The following is an 18679-nucleotide window of genomic DNA, read 5'->3' as shown; positions in this document are numbered from 1 at the left end:
ATACTGTAAAATGCATAAATTTTTATCTATTTATTCAATTGCTGTAATATGTAAACTTTGATATAATAATATATGTTAATGTTTTCACTTTGAATTTAGTAGGAGTGATTCGGTATGAATAAAATTAAAAAAGCTTTTAATAAAGATAAACAATCCTTCATAAGTAAATCATTCAAATTAAACGAAAAATTCAGAAACTATTCTATAAGTAAAAAAATAGATACAACCTTTAATTTTATACTTATATTTACACTATTGAGTATGGTTATATCTATAGGTGTACTACTATCATTATCTGCTAGAACTTTTTCTCTATATAATGGTCCTTATCATATTTCTCAAGCATTATCCGATATTAGGCTTGCATTTCAGGTTTCCGATACAAATATTTCTAGAGCTGTAATAGAAAATAGTCCTAAAAATAAGGAAGACTTTATAAGAAATTCCGATGAAGCTCTTGAAGAACTCACCAGTAAGATAGACTTATTGAAGCAAAATACAAGTGATAAATCTGCTATTGATCAACTTACTAAAAATTTAAGTATTGCTGATACCTATAGAAAAGAACTATGCAATTCAATCAAAAATAATGATCCTAAAAGTACAATAACTTCTAAGTTGGATACATATAGCTTTCAAATAGATATTGTTGAAAATTATATTTCTCAATTATACGAATCTTCTAAAGAAAATGCACAAACATTTGTAAATGAATCCATTCTTTATAGAAATCTGGCTACCGTAATTCTTGTTTTAATAATTATATTTTTAATACTCATTCCAAGATCTCTAGGTAAAACTTTAAAATCCTCTATATTTGAAGGAATAAATAATGTAAAAAAAGTTTCTACAAATTTATCAAATGGAATATTAAACATAGATAATGAATATTCTTCAAAAGATGAAATGGGTGATATGTTCAATGATTTAAAGAAATCTATAGATATGCTGAAATTATATATTAAAGATATAACATATACATTAGAGGAATTATCAAATAGAAATTTAGATATTAACAAAATGGAATCAGTTCATTACATTGGGGATTTTGCGCCAATACAAAAATCTTTAGATGAAATTATAGCTAACTTAAATTCTAGCTTTTTAGATATAGATAAATCAATTGATTTTACTGCAAATAGTGCGAAAGAAATTTCTTCAATTACAAAGGTACTTTCCGAGGGAGCCTCTAATCAAGCTAGTGCAGTGCAAGAACTTCAGGGAAACTTTAATATAATACTTGATCAAGTAAAAAAGAATACAAATAACTCTGAAAAAGCTTATAATTATTACAATGAAACAACAAAGATTGTTGCTGATGGAAATAATAAAATGAAACAATTAATGGAATCTATAAACGAGATTGCTACTGCCTCCAATGAAATCTCAGCAATTATAAATACAATTCAGTCAATATCTGAACAAACTAACTTATTAGCTTTAAATGCAGCTATAGAAGCTGCCAGAGCAGGCGATGCTGGAAAGGGTTTCGCCGTTGTTGCTGATGAGGTACGAAAATTAGCTGAACAATCCTCTAATTCTGTTAAAAATATTACTCAAATAATAAAGAACTCATTAAACACTGTATCTAAAGGCGAATTGATAGCAAATGAAACTGGTATAGCCTTAAATAGCATTGTCGAAAATGTTGAATTTACTTCAGAGTTAGTAAAGGAAATAGCTACTGCTTCTGAAGAGCAAACAAGTGCAATATCAAAAATGACTTTAAAAGTGGATATTATATCAGATATTGTCCAAACTAACCTAGCAACAGCAGAGGAAACATCAGCATCTATTGAAGAATTAGCATCTCACTCGCAAATTATGCATGAGCAAATTTCTGAATTCAAATTACAACATTGATATAAATAAGCCTCCATATAAATAGTCTTTGAAAATAACTATTTTATATGGAGGCTATTTATTATAGCAAAAGTAATAATAATTTAGCTTTAATTAAATTACGACTATTAATTTTTAAAAATGTTCTTGATTTAATCTATATTAAATTTCAATTTTATGCATTTTGTGCTGCCTGTTCATTTTTAAAGTTTAAAGCATCTTGTTTCTTAAAGAATGGGTAGTAAATAACAAATGATATTGCCATAATTACTAATTGCAATAACGCCATTTTCCATCCACCTAATATAAGTCCTGCTATTATTGGTGGTGTTGTCCATGGAACTAATACTCCAGTAAATAATGGAACTAACCCTGTATACATTGCAAAATAAGTTATTAACCCTGTAACCATTGGAGTAAGTATAAATGGTATTGCCATAAATGGATTCATTACTATTGGCGTTCCAAATGAAACTGGTTCATTTATATTGAAGAATCCTGGTACTATAGCTAATTTACCTAATTCTTTGCTTTGTGCTGATTTCGCAAACAATAACATACATATTACAAGTCCTATTGTTACACCTGAACCTGTCATACCAATCATATTATCTAAAAATTGTTGTGTTACTATATGACCGCCATTAGCTACTGTAAGTGCTCTTCCACTATTAACTATAGCTTGGTTTTCCATTGCATTTGATGTTAGTATTCCTGTCATTATACCACTTATAATTGATGATCCATGTACTCCGAACCACCATAAGAATGGGATTATAAATGTCATAACAATAACTCCGCCTAGAGAATCTGTCATTCCTTGTAATGGTGTTTGTATTAACTTATATATTAGTTCTATAAATGTTGTATTCATTCCATACTTAAGAATACTATAAAGTATTGTTGCTCCAAGTACTATAACTGCTGCTGGTATTAATGATGCAAATGAGTTTGCAACCCCTTGTGGTACACCAGCTGGCATTTTAATTGTAATCTTCCTTTTCATGAACCATGAGTAAATTGCGCCTACAACTAAACCAATAATAATTGCTGTAACCATTCCTTTTCCACCAGCAAATTCTTTACTAATAACATCGCTTACTTTTTCTCCGCCCTTAGTCATCACATAAGAATTAGTTGTTAATAAAAATACTACAAATGATATTATTCCTGCAGATAGAGGTTCATGTCCCTCGTTTTTCGCATAGGTATATGCTATACCTATTGCCGCAATAAATGCAATTATTGAGAATGTAGCTCCATAAGCTTGAAATAATGGCTCTGTCCATCCCGGTCCAAGCTGACTAGCCATCCAATCGTTAAATGGCTGATATGGTATTTGTGCAAGTAATAAAAATACTGATCCTACCATAATAAAAGGTAATGTAAATAAAATACCGTCTTTTAATGCTATAACACCTTTTAGGTTAACAAACTTCATAACTACTGGTATAACCTTTTCATTTAGGGTATTTCCAATTGACATAATGATTCCTCCTTAATTAAATATAATATGATAGTCAGAATATATAATAATAAATATGTTAGGCTTAATATTATCTTTTATATTAAAGTTACAACTTTCCATATAGCCTGCTAATATCTTAAATAACTATATAGAACTTTGTACAATAATTCAGTTTTACATTACATTTTTCTATATAAATTCAGTTCTTATTTATTAGCTAAATTTAGTGCAAATTCTAGCACTTTTGCTCCATTCATCATTCCATAATCAACCATTGGTATTACATCCACTGGAATTCCAAGTGGTTCACATATCTTTTTTGCTTTTCCTAATGTATATCCAACTTGTGGCCCTAATAGCGCAACGTTTACATTTTCTAGATGTTTATCCATTTGTCCTTCTGGAAAAGCTTCTATATCTACTTCTACACCTTTGACCTTAGCTGCATCCTTCATTTTACTAACTAAAAGACTTGTTGACATTCCTGCTGCGCAAAATAATCTAATTTTCATCATAGTTGATTCCTCCTTAAATATATATAGTTTATTAAAATAAGAATTATAGTTGTTGATTAATTAAATTTATATCTCTTTTATTGTTTTACTAATGTATTTATAATTTTCCTTAATTCCATTATTTGTTCAATTAAATTCTTTTCAGTTATTGCTGTCATTAAATGATCTTGTGCATGTACAAATAAAACCGATATATCAACTTTTTCTCCATTAGCTTCTTTATGAAGAAACATTGTCTGACCTTCATGAGCTTTAGCTAATGCATCATTTGCTAATTGCATTTCTTTTTCAGCTTCCTTATAATTTCCTTCGTTTACATTATTAAGAGCCATATAAGCATGATTTTTGCAGTCTCCAGCGTTTATTATAATATTCATGATTGCTAATTCTAATTCTTCCATTTTGCTCTCTCCTTTTAATACTTTTTGTTTTTACACTTTATATTAATTTTGTTTTGTTTTTCTTATGCTTATATATAAAGCAATAACCGTGCCAAGTTTCTGATGCAGAAATAAAAATGTGATTATGAGTTCAATCGTAGCATTTATGCACTTTTGAGGATAATAAAACACTTTAAAAACAATTATTATGTGTTTTACTTTTTCACAATTTTTTTAAAACAAATGGTCAATGTGTTTTATTTTGTGTATTTATTATATGTTTTATACCCAATTTTTTAGCTATTATAGATTCAAGAAAATATTTTGCACTAAATTATAAAACTTGGTCTATAAATTTAAACAAAAAAAAATATAAATATCTATAAAGTAAGATTACTAGTTATCCCACAGAATAGATATTTATATATTTCTTATTTTTCCATGATTCATTTATTAAATGTTATTACTATCAAAGAATGTCATCAAATAACATATTTCATCATCTGAAACACTAATTGAATACTTTGTATTTATAGGTGCACATGCATTTTTCACAATTTTATATAAATTTAAATTATTTTTTATATAATCCTTTTTCCCTTCAAATTCTAAGGTAATTTTACCTTCCTTATATCTATCTATTACACACGCCATATGAAGTGTTATTCCAATTAGAATATTAATCTTTATATTAACCTTTAATTCTTCAGTAACAGTTCTATTGAATTTCTTTATACTCTTTAGTACCATTATTCCATCAACATTTTTTAAATCACGCTCTAAAGTTTCCTCCATTTTTATATATGTTTCTTCTGCATCAATAAGGTTTTGTATATCCTTAGCACAATCTCCATCTATAATATCATCTAGCGAAAACTGCGGACTATTTACATCTAATTCAAAAGGTCCGACAAAACAAATAATTTCGTATTTATTCCTTAATTTTTCTATTCTTTCATATACATTTTCTTTGCCTATAAAATTTATAGGCACAATTTCTATTACATTTTTATCAAAAGTTAGATTTCGTTCCAATATTCCCTTAATAGTCTTAGCTCCACCTTCACCAGTTGTACACACTGTTACTATTGCTAATCTTTTATCTTTCTCGTTTTCCTTATAATCTATGTCTGCAACATTATCATCATATAAACTATTAACATCTAGTGTTTCTCTATATATTTCGTCCAAAGAATATCCCATCATAGATTTTCTTGTTGCTTCTAATGCATGCAAAGTGCTAACTAATGGTATGGTTCTAGTTTTTATATTAAATATGTTTTCTACTTCTTTTCCAAAAGTCGTAAGTGATCCCATATCTACTAAAAATAATATATCCGATTTAATTTTTTGTTCTCTAATATATTCTATAGTTTTCTCTAATATCTTCTCAGGCTTTTCTTCTATGGGTGCATTAATACCCTCAGTATTTTCTGTTCCAAGCAGACTATTAACTGCCTCAGCCATTGATGTCGCAGTACTAATACCGTGGGCAATTATTATTATCTTCACATCATTTTGTATATATCTTAAGTTTCTATAATTATAACTTAAGAACATAGCTATAAATCCGGCTTCATCAATTGGCATACTTATATCAATTGATCTCTCTATCATCTTCAAAGCATCTAAAGCCACACTAAATTCTTTTTTATTTTCTTCTCTAATACTACTTAATTTAGGATTAACAATTTTTTTATTTCTCCTTATTCTATCTATTGAATTACTAATATGAACTGCTAACCCATAACTTATTTTTTTGTCTAGCTTTATTCCCAGTTCTTCTTCGCAGAATAAAATAATCTCCTCTATTATATCCATAACATCTTTCTCTACGATGTTTTTTATATTGGTCATATCAACTTTAGTACTAAAATCGTTAATATATTTTTTAAAATAATCTTCAATATCTTTTTCTATTTCTTCCTCTAGATGTTCTCCTTTTATTCCCTTTGCTTTAAGTTCATTTGTCCTTAAATCTAACATCTCATAGATATTGCTATCATTAGTACCTTCTTCAAATATCTCCCTATCTTCATCCTTATCAAATATTAGATATCTCTTATTTATATCAATCAATTTGTTCCATAACTGTCTATGTTCTATCTCTTTATATAAACCTTCCCTTATATATAGCGGTAAATCTATACTATTTATCTTTATTACATCTTTTCTATTCGACAGAAAATCAGCATATGCTTTAGCACAAGCTAATTGTATATCAGATCTTAACTGCCCTACATTGTTCTCACAATTATATGATAAAAAAGCTTTTATCGAGTTTACTGACACCTTAATACTTTTCCCAAGTCTTCCTGACTCTTCAATCATAAATTGTTTTATTAGATTGAATCGTTCTTCCATTCCTCTATTCTTTAATGATGGTATTGTTATAACCATAGGAATTCTTCGAGTAAATGTTTTCAGCAATGTAGTATTTGGATCCTCTGTAGTAGCCGTTATTATAAGAACACTTGCATTTCTTTCACTTTCTGTTTCTCCAAGCCTTCTATATACCCCTCTATCCATAAATGTAAAGAACATCTCCTGCCCTTCTGCAGGCAATCTATGAACCTCATCAAGAAATAAAATTCCTCCATTAGCTTTCTCTAGCAAACCGACCTTGTCAAAATCCGCCCCTGTATAAGCACCTTTTTTTACTCCGAATAATTGCCCAAGTAATAACTGAGGATTATTTGCATAATCTGCACAATTAAATGTTATAAAAGGACTATCTTTAGATTTCACATTCATTTCAATGGCATATTTATAGATTAGTCCTGCAAAAGTCGATTTACCAACTCCTGTTTCCCCAAGTAATAATATATTCATTCCATTTGGTGGATACAATATTGCGGCTTTTGCTTGCTCTACTGCTGAATATAGACTAGGGTTAACTTCCGAAAACTTATTTATGACTGATAAATTTGAGGTAACGTTTTCCTCGTCTATTGCAATAAATAGTGTCGGCTTTCCCTTTATCTTTACTGCCTTCCCATCACTTACTAATTTATTTAAATCATTACTTACATTTGCTCTGCTAAGGTTTAACTCATCCGCAATTTCTAATGCAGAAATTCCATTTGGAAACAAATCTTTTATTTCTCTTAACTTTGCAAGAATTAATTCAATTCTTCTCATCTCATTAATCCCCCCCCATTAACTTAAAATATTTTTGCATATACTACTTAACTTAAAATATATAAAGCGAGACTCTATACATAGTAATATAATAACATACTATTTATTAGTCTCGCCTACTTTATTAATGACAATAATAATATTTGTTTTTAATAGTCCAATTACAAATTATCTTATTGCTTTTTTACTTTCTTGTAAATACCTACCTCAAGCAATTAAATTAAGCTCATACATTTACATAAAATGAACATAATTTGATTAGCGTTTATCTTCACTCTCCTACTAATCCGCTTTCCCTCATACTATTAACAAATTTTTCTGACTTCTTATTCATCTTTTCTTTTAAAAATACAGCAATAATTATTGAGAGGAAAAAATATATAGATAAAATTCCAATATTGTAATATAAGGAACTCCAGATAATTCCACCCACTGCCTCTCTCATTCCTCCTATGGCATATGTAAAAGGAAGCATTGGACTTATATTTTGAAAAAACTTAGGCGTAAGCTGTATTGGGAAAGTTCCTCCTGATGCTGAAACTTGAAGCACCATTATAATTAAAGCTAAAGCTTTACCCACATTCCCAAATACTGATACCAAAGTGTATATAATCATTATGAAAATTATACTTACATACATAGAAAATATTAAAAGTATTACTGGACTTACAGAATAAGTTTTAATAAAAAATAAATTTCCTAAAACAATAATAATGGCTTGGAGTAATGAAAGGGTTGCAAGAGTTAAGAACCTGCCAAAAAACATTTTTGTAGTTCCTAAATTCTTGACATCATCCAGCGCTTCCACATGGACAGACAGTATAGAAAGTAATGTAAATCCACCTACCCATATAGCAAGAGTACTGTAAAATGGAGCCATAGCTGATCCATAATTAGGTATAGGAAATACCCTATTTTGAACTGGCTCAATTGGATTTGCCAGAAAATCACTTACATCCTTTGTATTTTTCTGTAGAAGACCTGTGAGTTCGTTGAATTTTTCATCATTACTCAAACTTTTAAATTTTTCAACATTACTGTGGATAGTCTCCTCAGTTTTTGGAAATTTATCTTTAATATTTTTAATCTGTTCTGCCCCTAAATCAGTACCAATATTAGCATCTTTTAACAGACTATTTATTAAAGGTATATTATTTTTTGCACTTTCTAAAAGTGTTAATGAGTTGTTTGCCATATTTGTTGTATTGTTCACAAGACTATTTATTGCTGGCGAAATAGCGCTGTCAAAATTATTTATTGAATCATCAATAAGTTGTGATGTTTTATCTATCCCTTGTACTAGAGATTCTACTGCATCGGAAGAAATTTTATTACCATTACTTAATGTAGTTATCAAAGCATCTAAATTTAATTTATTTTGAACTAATTGATCCCTAATATTTTGCATTTTATTTATAGAATTAGATATTGCACTACTATGTAAAATATTATTTACAGACTGAAGTATATTTATATCATTATTAACAGCAGATAGTGCATTATTCATTTTAGTTGAAGCTAATCTTAGAATATCCTGCTGCCCCTTAGCATCTGTATCAACGGAATTATTAATACCGTTAAGTGCATCTCTTGTTGCAGTAGAATTAGCCTTTACTGTAGCTAAATCTGTTCTAACATACGGAGATATATTTTTTATTGTGTCATTAACCTTAATAAAAAAGTCATTACTGGATTGAACAGCATTTTGAGCGTTGTTAAGCGAATTTGTTATATTAGGTATATTCCCTTGAATATTTTGTATAAAGTTATTTAGATCTACTGCCCCATTATAAGCATTATTTATGCCTTCACCAATTTGAGGTAGGTTATTATCTATGTCATTTATAATATTCATAAGTTCTTCTAGCTGAGGCTTAATTTTCTCAAGTTCAATACCATAAGCATTCATATAATTAAGCACAGTACTGCTTACTTCTTCAGTAACAGAACTAGTTATTTCATTTTGTAAACTGGTTAATCCGCTTTTTGTAATTTTAGGTGCTATAGCATTAATTTTTTCGTTAACAGAATAAATAAGTTTAGCTTTTTTAGGTTCCCCATTTGCTGCAACTGAGAGAAGATTACTTGAAAAATCTTCAGGTATAGTTATACTAGCATAATACTTGCCATATTTTACTCCACTTTCTGCTTCATCCTCATTAACAAAAGTCCATCCAATGCTTTCATTACCTTTTAGCTTATCTATTACCTCTCTACCTATATTAATGTCTAGGTTTTGAAATTGAGAGCCTTCATCATTATTTACTACTGCTACTAAAAGTCCTTTGGTGTTTCCATATGGATCCCAAGAAGCTATTATATTAATCCATGCATATAAAGCAGGTACGAAAAGTAACCCTACTATTATAATCATGAGAGGAATATTAGTTGTTATTTTTCTTATATCCCTTTTGTAAATTTTAAATATTGTACTCATAACTTTTGCATACCTTCCTTCTTGAACTTAATGTTAAGGCACAATTAAACAATACAAGTATAACAATGCTAAGTTTATGTTCTCCATTAAAGTATTAAATAATTCAAAAGCACTTTTATGATTTTACTACGACAACTCAGCAATAGATTCTAATCAAAAATAATACTGATGAGAACTATCCTATCAGTATTATCTTATTATTCGTATAATTAATTTTCTTCAAAAATGCAATAATTATTTTTACCTTTACTTTTTGCTAAGTAGACTGCTTTATCCGCATTTGTAAAAAGTTCCTTAAAACTCTTACCATGCTCTGGATATTTTGCTATTCCTATGCTTCCAGAAACTTTTTGACTTAAAACTTCATCGGTATTATTACTCCTAAAACCATTCATTAGATCTTTTGCTTTTTCAATTAATAACTCTTCCGATGTAATATTTTTAAGGAATATCACAAATTCATCTCCACCTATTCGTCCTACAATAGAATCTTCTTTGAATATCTCTGAAAACATTAGTGAAATGTCAGTTAAAACAAAATCTCCTGCTAGATGACCTAAATTATCATTTACAGCTTTAAAATTATCAAGATCTACAACAAATAGCGCTCCACTATCGCCTTTCTTAGCACTTTTCATATATTCTTCAATCATATTTTGTACTGTTCCTTTATTATATAAGCTAGTTAAACTATCTCTTTGTGCTTTAAATAAAAGTTTTTCATTCTCTCTCTTTTCTTCATCAATATCAATAATTATCCCTATGGCCTTAAATATATCTCCATTTTCATCAAACATGGCAGTTATTCTTATTTTGCACCAAATATATTCATTAGTATTTTTCTTTATTCTAATTTCAGCTTCTTTATATGTATCCCCATATATAATACCATTAAGCAATTTTCCAAAATTCTTTATATCATCATTATAAATATAATCTGTTTTATATATGATCTCACTAACATTGTTTACAACTGATTTATAGCTAAACTTATTTTCCCAATTTCCAGAAAAATAAACAGTATCTTTTGGGATATTCCATTCAAAAATTGCGTCTTCTGTTTGAGACATAATTATACGATAGCGCTCCTCACTCATTCTAAGCTCTTCTTGAGTTATTTTGGATTCAGTTATATTTATTACTACGCTGTAGCTAAATAATTTACCATAGCTATTTTCTACTATTTGACCGTTATCTAATAACCATACATTGACTCCATCACTCCTTTTAACCCTGTATTCTACAGTGTACTTACCATATTTACTTATTTGTTCTCTTATCTCCCTCATTACTCTTTCTCTATCAGCCTCGCAAATTAATTCAATTAATTTTTTACGCCTTTGATTTTCAGTAAATTCATCTTCTTTGTAACCTAAAATGCTTAGACACCCACTACTTACAAAATCTAAAATATATTCTCCATTTTCTATTTTGCACGTATATACTCCGCCTGGTATATTGGATGTTAGAGATTGTAGCCTTCTATTTTTTTCTTCTATATGCTTTTTATTCTTTTCTATAGTATCCATCAGCCCATTAAATGCTGTTGCTATTTCTCCAAATTCATCCTCCTTGTTATATATAAATCGATCATCCATATTACCTTGTTTTATTTTTCTAATTACCTCCAATAATTTATATATAGGCTTAGAGAAATAATTAACTATAAATAAATATGATACTGTTATTAATAGTGAAATAATTATAAAAAATGCCACGGTATTCTTTATAGTTCTCTCAGTTGGCGTCTTAAATTCTGATAATTCAATTGCACTTAATACTATCCAGCCAGTATTACTAATCCTTGAATAATATCCTATCTTTTCAGTGTTATTAATTTTATATTCGATTATTCCATTAGGTGTACTATCAAAATCTATCTTTTCCCACTGCTCGTACAAATTATTAGGAACATTTATCTTTTTTATATTTTCTTTTATATTATTGCTAGTTCCAGCTGCAACAGCGCCATTTTGGTCCATTATTAGTATTCTTCCAGTATCAAAAAAGCTAACATCGTTTACAAGTTCTTCAAAATAATTCATATTTATTATATTAGCTATAAAACCTTGGTATTTGCCTTCTAAAAATATTGGGCTTGCAATTACCGCACTTTTAGCTCCATTATTAAAATCTTCTCTTTCTATAATGTTTGTTACAACAACTTCGTTTTGCTTAAGCTTCTCCACTTCATTATTAGAAATCATAACCTTTTTATTTATGAAATCACTATCACCACATGCAATAATTAGACCCTCTTTGCCAACAAGTATCTCTCTGCTTAAAAAAAACTCTCCTTGTTTTCTGCCAGCTAAGATTTCATTTAGAACTTGTATATCATGACTTTTAGCTTCTATATCTTCCTTATTATTTAACGCAGTTAATAATTCCTTGACCGCTGGTATATTGGTATCGTTATTAAGATTGCTAATATTTTCATCAAAAAAAGCTTTTAAATGTATAGATTGATCCTTGGAAAATGTTTCAACATTCTGCTTAGTTAATTCTAAATTTCTAGAATTAAAATTTGAAATACATATACTTGTCGAAATAATTGCAGGAATTATTCCCCATAATATAGAGAACACTATAAACTTTCTTCTAATATTCATCTTTCACCTCATTAATATATCATTAATAGACAAATTATATATTAATTTTATCAGATTTTATAATTATTTTATATATATTATATTAATTATTATGTTTTTTTGTAGTTATAACCAATTTAATATCAATATTGCATTCTTCTTTATCATTTAATAATTATTTCGAAAAGTTCTATATCTGAATTTTACAACTTAAACTAGTGTTCTGTAACAAAAAAAGAATACACAACTCATATTGGATGATTAGAGATCTTGGTTTTAATAAACCTTAAGCACAATAAAAGTTTATGTGCCTTATTCCTAACCACTCAGTATGAGTTGTGCATTTTATATATTTAAACTTTAAAATATATTATTGTCTTTTATTCTATGATTAAATCGCTATTATTCATTTTTTCCTTAGCACAAATATATAGTCATTAGTCTCTAATATATTTATTAATTGTAGCTGCTCCTTCTTCATTTGCATGATAATAAACTCTTAAGTTGCCTGATTCATCCATATCAAACCTTGTTTCTTCTAAAAGTCCATTAGCTTCTGCCGTCATTAGTGCTGAAATTACGGCATCTCTTTTAAGGGCTTTAAATTTACCATACTCACCTTTTAAAGCTTCAATAACGTCTTCTGCACAAGCTTCAGGAACTTTCGTAAAGTATTTTAAAATAGCATAATTAAGTGGTTTCATACTATCTTACCTCCTTTTTTCTGAATAAATCAAGCGGATTCATTGCAATTACTAATATGCCAACTATCATTAGTACTGCTGCTCCCCAAGCGATTGGAGGTAGAGACCACCCATCTATTCCAAAGATTACACCAAGTAATATCCAGCAGCAAAATGGTCCCCAGAATGAATATGTACCATTACAAGCCATACCAAGTGCAGCACCACACATACTATTTCCTTTATACCATGTCATAAATGAAATAAATGCACAAAGGCCACTTGCAGCAAACCAAATCATAGCAGAACCACTTGTAAATGCTTGAGCCACAAGTCCTGCTGAAATATTAACTCCACCTGCTATCATCCCTAAAATAGGAATGAATATAATTAAATTTGAAAGACCTGCTGTTGCCTGACGAATGGTAATACCTATCTCTGAATCAATCATAGATGTACCATAGCCAGCTACACAACCTTCAAAACCCCATCCAAGAGCCGCGATGAAAGCAATGCAAATACCTAATAGCATACCTTTTGGTGCATCCCCTGTAATACCTGTACTTCCGATCATAAAACTTGCACAAACGCAAATAGCAATACCCAATATCATACGTTTATTTAATTCCTGCTTGAATAAAATTCTGCCTAAAATAGCGCCAATAGCTGGACAAAGAGCAGTAATAGGAATAACTATTGAGCCTGCCATCTGAAGCCCAATAACATAAGCTGTACTAGCAATAGGTCCTCCTATAAGAGCTGCTAACATCATTACACGACCTGGAGTAGTATTAATACATCTTAAGAAATCCCCAAACTTACCTTTAATAATTGCATAAATCACCGCCCATACAGCGCTGCAAACATCATTTACTGCACTTCCAAGTGCCCCCAATAAATACGTAATAACAAAAGCTGATAAACCAGCTGAATTTACTCCTGTCCAATCTCCCCAAACTCCTTTAGTCATACCCAAAGTTAGAAATGCTGAGTAGAATCCATACATGAGACCTGAAAATAAAGCTATTGTAATACCCTTTTTAAAAAATTGTGCCGATAATTTCCTTTTTGCAATAACCGCAGCTTCATTAACTGTGGTATTTTTTATAATATTTTGCATCAAAAATCTCCCCCTTAAATATAACTTCTTATTCGTATAATTTTAGCGTTTTCTACCTTATAATAATCTTCTTAAACTAAATTATTTCTTATACTATATAATAAACAAAATGAATATATATTAAACTTATTTAAGCCTTAATTTTAAGTTCATTTTGTGAACAAAATTATATTATCATTGTTCATCGTTCAAATCAATATGTTCACACAAAAAATATTATAAATTCTCATAAAAAGATTCAAACTGATTTATTCTCATTCATATTTAAGGGATCAATGAAAAATCATGCCTTTGAAAGCGCTATATCTTTAACATTTTACATGTCAATCCCCAACAGCACTCATAAACGCATGATTCTAACTTAAGAGTTATATAATAAATAATATCCCCTTTATACCTTATTCAATTCTTAATTATCTTTTAAGCTTGAATTTCAAAAGTAATTTGTCTGTCAGCTCAAAAAACACCTGATCTTTAGTGAATATAAGAATTCCAGCATATATTAAGCCACATGCAAAAACCTCCACTACGCATCCAAAAAGTATGTTATGTATAACAAGCTTTATTCCAAACGTTATAGGAATGAATATTAAAGAATAATAGAAATACTTTATATTCTCGTAAGCGAACAAATGTATATCTAATTTTATAACTTTCTTAACCAGCCTATATTCTAAACCTATTACAATAAGATTTGCTAAAAGAGTTGTACTTATAGCAGTAACCATATTAAATGTTCCTGTTAGAAATAATGTTGTATTAAAAATTAAATTAAGTATTCCTCCAATTAATACTAACATTGCATCATACTTTTCTTTTCCGTGAAGATATATTATTTGATTCGCTATTACCCCTTCCACTCCAACACTTAACATATGGATTGAAAATATAACCATAACCGGAACTGCTGCTAAAAATTCTGGTCCTCCAAAGATATATATAGCCTCTTTAGAAAGGCACAAAAGACCTATAGATGCTGGAAATAAAATCAGAAAATATATCTTTATAACCCTTTTTAGTAAGACCAAATACTCACCTTTAGATTCATTTCCCAAGTAGTTAGAGAGCCTTGGCATAGTAACTTGAATAACTGTTAATAGTAGTGTACTTACTATAGTAGTTACTCTCTGGGCCATATAATAATAGCCAACATCAGTAGTTCCTCCAATACTGTCTTTTAGCATAATTTTATCAAGCTGAGTATATAAAACTCCTGTATTAGATAGAATTACAACGTAAAACATAGGTTTTAAATGTCTAAAAAATTCAAGATTAGAAAAATCAAACCTTACTTTTCTTTTTACATATACAAAACTTATTATATTATTTATAAAATTAAATCCTATAACTAAATATAAATAAAACAAATAATCTTCTTGTTTTCTAACAAATAGCAAAATCAATGCAGAATATACTATTCTAACTATCATTGTTTTAATAGCAATGAAATCATAATTTTCTAATGCTTCATTAACCCATTCCACATAAAAAAGATTAAATACCAAATTAAATCCCATAACTATACATGTATAAAAATACGGTTCATTTTTATAAAAAATAGCTACAAATATCATGTATGCAGCTGAAGCTAGGATATTAGTAACACTTGCAAAAAGAAACAAGCTCGTAAACGTTTGTCTAAGTTTAGCCTTGTCATCACGAACTTTACTTATTTCTCTTAGTCCATACTGGTAAATTCCAAAGCTTGCGAATATTAAAAAATATGCAGTTAGAGAATCTCCATATCCCATATAACCGTACAATTCTTTACCAACTGATCTGGTAACTAATGGAATTACCAAAATCGGTAATATTATGTTAAATAAGTTAAGCATTGCTTTGAATATCGCATTTTTTGAAATAGATTTAGCCATTTGTTTGCCCTCCATATATGTATTCTAATCAATAATGCACATTTAATGACCTTTGAGCGCACTGTGATAAATTAGAAATTATTTTATTAAAATGCACAGTTCCAATTAAATTTATTTCTACTTAACAAGTTATTGATTGCGCTTCCCGCTTTTTTTATATAAGTTCTTAGTTGCGCTTCGCGCTTTTTTTATATGTGTATATTTTTCGCTTTTTCAATTGTACATTCTAGTTTATTCGTTGTCAATTCATATAGAAATTCTATGGAAAGTGTTGAAAATTTATGGACTTCTTCCTTATTTTGAGTTATAATCAAACTAACGATTGTTAGTTTTAAATTATAAGATAATAGTAGTGCGATATTATGCTTATTTTTCAAACTCTAATTATAATTTATATGTATTTGTGTTTGATATATATTAATATAAATTAAGCACTTTAAGGTTATGCAATAATATTTTTGTGAGGAGTTTTTATGAATACAAGAGAAAAAATTATATCTGAATCATTAAATCTTTTTTCAAGGAAAGGTTTTGATGCAATATCTGTTAGAGATATCGCCAAAGCAGTTGGCATAAAAGCAAGTTCTCTTTATAATCACTTCAAAAATAAGCAAGATATTTTTGATACTATAATCCAAAAATATTCAGATCTAGTAAATAAATTTTTGAACAGTATAAAAATTAGGGATAATTCTGATGAGAATCTTCCTAATAAAACAAATTGGTTATCTGACGAATACTTTTTCAAAAAAAGTTCATACATTTTTAATTTTTACTTAGAAGACGAGAATATGATTAAATTCAGAAAATTGCTGACAATAGAGCAATGCAACAACTCTGAACTTTCAGATTTATATAATAAGATATTTATTGATGATATATTAGATTTTCAAGCTGACGTATTTTCAAAATTAATAAGTTCAAACGTATTTATAAAAAAAGACCCTTATACATTAGCACTTCAATTCTACTCCCCAGTTTTCTTACTATTTTATAAGCACGAAAACTTAACTGATAAAGAACGTAGATTCTTAGAAAATCATATTTCAGAATTCAAAGACACATATATAGTGAAAGGATGATCACTTGTGAATGTAATTGTCATTTATGATAACTCAAGCGAGACAAATACATATAATTGTGTGCAACTCTTGCTAAATGCTCTTAAACTTAATATTGAATTAAAAGTCACGGAATTTTTCTTATCAAAAGATTATATTTACAATGGACGTCTTTCTTATCCCGATATTGATTCAAAAACTGTTAATGGTATGGAGTACATCATAAATTCATTAGATAGCTCTGATTTACTTATAATAGCTTCTCCAGTATCAAAATGTGATATTAGCAATGAAATGAAACTGTTTTTGCACAGACTATCTTGTTGTTACCTATTAAGTAGCTCAAGATCCCAGATAAATGATAAAATAGGACTGTCCATATCAACGACTTCTGGTGCTGGTCTTTTTTATACATCTAAAATTCTAAAGAGAAATCTTAATTCATTAGGAATAAAAAACACTTTAAAGTTTTGTAGAACTCTTTATGAGATAAGTTGGGAAGATGTGAGTTTAAAAACTAAAATGAGAATACATAAGGATATTTTCAAACTTTCCTACAAAATATTAGGCCTACATAATCGTACATACAATAAGAAAAGATTAATTTTAAGGAAAGTGATTTTTTCAAAAGATAATAACGCTCTTATAGATAGCAGCCCAAATATTATACAATTAAGTTCCTGGAAATATCAATCTCATTTGCATAATAGACATATTCAGTAGCCTTTTAAACATATATTTTTACATAAAAAACTACACAAAAATATACCTTTATCAAAATAAGTATATTTTAGTGTAGTTTTTCATATTTCCATATTATATTTTGCTTTTATATCATTAAATTATAATTTAAGTGCGTTTTTCAGATATGCTAGATCCTCCAATGAATCTATTTCAAATATATCATTTGATTGTATCTTTTCAATATGCACTTCCATGTCCTTAAGATTATCTACAGCAATACTATCCCAATATAAATCTCTAAAGTCCCCTTTGTTTATTGCTTCTTCAACTTTATTAGAAATAAATTCGCCATCTTTAGCAGTCCAAAAAGATGCTCCTGACATTATAAAATCAGGTTTATCTCCTTCTTTTCCAATTTCAACACTATGTATTCTGCCATCTTCATCATATTTCAAAATCCACTCACCTATTATATTTTCTTTACAAGCTGAATAATATAATGATGTTTTTGGTTTACTTTTAGGTAAGAAGTTCCTTGTAATATAGTTATCTGCATCAATTACAAATGCATCCCTAAGGTATTGCCTAACTAAATACATAGTATATATATTATTATAGATATCGTATTTATCATTAACCACTTTGATTAAATTATATTTCTTAACTATATCATCAAACTTTTCATGGAGATATCCAGTTAATACTATAATCTCGTTAATACCAATCTCCTTTAAATTTATTATTTGTCTTTCAAGTAAAGACATCCCATTGACTTCTATTAAAGATTTTGGAGTATTTTCAGTTAATGGTCTTAATCTTGTTCCCATGCCCGCTGCCATTAAAATTGCTCTCATATCTACCTTCTCCTCAGCTAATTAAAAAT

Annotated in this window: 13 protein-coding genes; 3 read left to right on the top strand and 10 right to left on the bottom strand. The window is 28.7% G+C overall.

What is annotated here, in order from left to right:
- The first annotated feature begins 114 nt into the window (after positions 1–114).
- Positions 115–1863: a methyl-accepting chemotaxis protein gene (locus L3B96_RS02915; RefSeq protein WP_238858780.1), complete on the top strand. Its 1749-nt coding sequence runs from the start codon at positions 115–117 to the stop codon at positions 1861–1863.
- 154 nt (positions 1864–2017) lie between these two features.
- Here the strand turns inward: L3B96_RS02915 and L3B96_RS02910 are convergent, their stop codons facing one another.
- From L3B96_RS02910 to L3B96_RS02870, 9 genes are all read right to left on the bottom strand, one after another.
- A complete protein-coding gene (locus L3B96_RS02910) occupies positions 2018–3328 on the bottom strand; it encodes a PTS sugar transporter subunit IIC (protein WP_238858779.1) in 1311 nt (436 codons plus the stop codon).
- Between the two features lie 188 nt (positions 3329–3516).
- On the bottom strand, positions 3517–3825 hold the full coding sequence (locus tag L3B96_RS02905; RefSeq protein WP_238858778.1) for a PTS sugar transporter subunit IIB: 309 nt from the start codon (positions 3823–3825) through the stop codon (positions 3517–3519).
- 77 nt (positions 3826–3902) lie between these two features.
- On the bottom strand, positions 3903–4226 hold the full coding sequence (locus tag L3B96_RS02900; RefSeq protein WP_238858777.1) for a PTS lactose/cellobiose transporter subunit IIA: 324 nt from the start codon (positions 4224–4226) through the stop codon (positions 3903–3905).
- A gap of 432 nt (positions 4227–4658) precedes the next feature.
- Positions 4659–7346: a sigma-54-dependent transcriptional regulator gene (locus tag L3B96_RS02895; RefSeq protein WP_238858776.1), complete on the bottom strand. Its 2688-nt coding sequence runs from the start codon at positions 7344–7346 to the stop codon at positions 4659–4661.
- 271 nt (positions 7347–7617) lie between these two features.
- On the bottom strand, positions 7618–9783 hold the full coding sequence (locus tag L3B96_RS02890) for a YhgE/Pip domain-containing protein (protein ID WP_238858775.1): 2166 nt from the start codon (positions 9781–9783) through the stop codon (positions 7618–7620).
- A 209-nt stretch (positions 9784–9992) separates the two neighbouring features.
- Entirely contained in the window at positions 9993–12395 is a 2403-nt protein-coding gene (locus tag L3B96_RS02885; protein WP_238858774.1) for a diguanylate cyclase, read from the bottom strand.
- A 416-nt stretch (positions 12396–12811) separates the two neighbouring features.
- Positions 12812–13078 (bottom strand): hypothetical protein, encoded by a 267-nt coding sequence (locus L3B96_RS02880; protein ID WP_238858773.1) that lies wholly within the window; start codon positions 13076–13078, stop codon positions 12812–12814.
- Between the two features lies 1 nt (position 13079).
- The gene (locus L3B96_RS02875; protein WP_012060844.1) at positions 13080–14177 is read right to left on the bottom strand and encodes a membrane protein; all 1098 of its coding nucleotides are present in this window, start codon (positions 14175–14177) and stop codon (positions 13080–13082) included.
- 413 nt (positions 14178–14590) lie between these two features.
- Positions 14591–16051: an oligosaccharide flippase family protein gene (locus L3B96_RS02870; protein ID WP_238858772.1), complete on the bottom strand. Its 1461-nt coding sequence runs from the start codon at positions 16049–16051 to the stop codon at positions 14591–14593.
- A 473-nt stretch (positions 16052–16524) separates the two neighbouring features.
- Between L3B96_RS02870 and L3B96_RS02865 the strand changes: the two genes are divergently transcribed.
- Both L3B96_RS02865 and L3B96_RS02860 read left to right on the top strand, forming a co-directional pair.
- Complete coding sequence (locus L3B96_RS02865; protein ID WP_238858771.1) at positions 16525–17133, top strand: TetR/AcrR family transcriptional regulator; 609 nt, start codon at positions 16525–16527, stop codon at positions 17131–17133.
- A gap of 6 nt (positions 17134–17139) precedes the next feature.
- Positions 17140–17835: an NAD(P)H-dependent oxidoreductase gene (locus tag L3B96_RS02860; RefSeq protein ID WP_065418418.1), complete on the top strand. Its 696-nt coding sequence runs from the start codon at positions 17140–17142 to the stop codon at positions 17833–17835.
- Positions 17836–17954: 119 nt separating this feature from the next.
- Here L3B96_RS02860 and L3B96_RS02855 read toward each other — a convergent pair whose 3' ends face one another.
- Positions 17955–18650: a sugar phosphate nucleotidyltransferase gene (locus L3B96_RS02855; RefSeq protein ID WP_012060848.1), complete on the bottom strand. Its 696-nt coding sequence runs from the start codon at positions 18648–18650 to the stop codon at positions 17955–17957.
- Between the last annotated feature and the right edge of the window lie 29 nt (positions 18651–18679).

The organism is Clostridium sp. YIM B02569 (assembly GCF_022320765.1).
Classification (GTDB): Bacteria; Bacillota; Clostridia; order Clostridiales; family Clostridiaceae; genus Clostridium; species Clostridium beijerinckii.
This window is presented reverse-complemented; position numbering and strand designations above follow the sequence as displayed.

Coding starts and splice junctions, on each gene's coding strand:
- L3B96_RS02855 (WP_012060848.1), bottom strand. CDS start 18,650: ATGAGAGCAATTTTAATGGCAGCGGGCATGGGAACAAGATTAAGACCA.
- L3B96_RS02875 (WP_012060844.1), bottom strand. CDS start 14,177: ATGCAAAATATTATAAAAAATACCACAGTTAATGAAGCTGCGGTTATT.
- L3B96_RS02915 (WP_238858780.1), top strand. CDS start 115: ATGAATAAAATTAAAAAAGCTTTTAATAAAGATAAACAATCCTTCATA.
- L3B96_RS02905 (WP_238858778.1), bottom strand. CDS start 3,825: ATGATGAAAATTAGATTATTTTGCGCAGCAGGAATGTCAACAAGTCTT.
- L3B96_RS02880 (WP_238858773.1), bottom strand. CDS start 13,078: ATGAAACCACTTAATTATGCTATTTTAAAATACTTTACGAAAGTTCCT.
- L3B96_RS02890 (WP_238858775.1), bottom strand. CDS start 9,783: ATGAGTACAATATTTAAAATTTACAAAAGGGATATAAGAAAAATAACA.
- L3B96_RS02865 (WP_238858771.1), top strand. CDS start 16,525: ATGAATACAAGAGAAAAAATTATATCTGAATCATTAAATCTTTTTTCA.
- L3B96_RS02885 (WP_238858774.1), bottom strand. CDS start 12,395: ATGAATATTAGAAGAAAGTTTATAGTGTTCTCTATATTATGGGGAATA.
- L3B96_RS02910 (WP_238858779.1), bottom strand. CDS start 3,328: ATGTCAATTGGAAATACCCTAAATGAAAAGGTTATACCAGTAGTTATG.
- L3B96_RS02900 (WP_238858777.1), bottom strand. CDS start 4,226: ATGGAAGAATTAGAATTAGCAATCATGAATATTATAATAAACGCTGGA.
- L3B96_RS02895 (WP_238858776.1), bottom strand. CDS start 7,346: ATGAGAAGAATTGAATTAATTCTTGCAAAGTTAAGAGAAATAAAAGAT.
- L3B96_RS02870 (WP_238858772.1), bottom strand. CDS start 16,051: ATGGCTAAATCTATTTCAAAAAATGCGATATTCAAAGCAATGCTTAAC.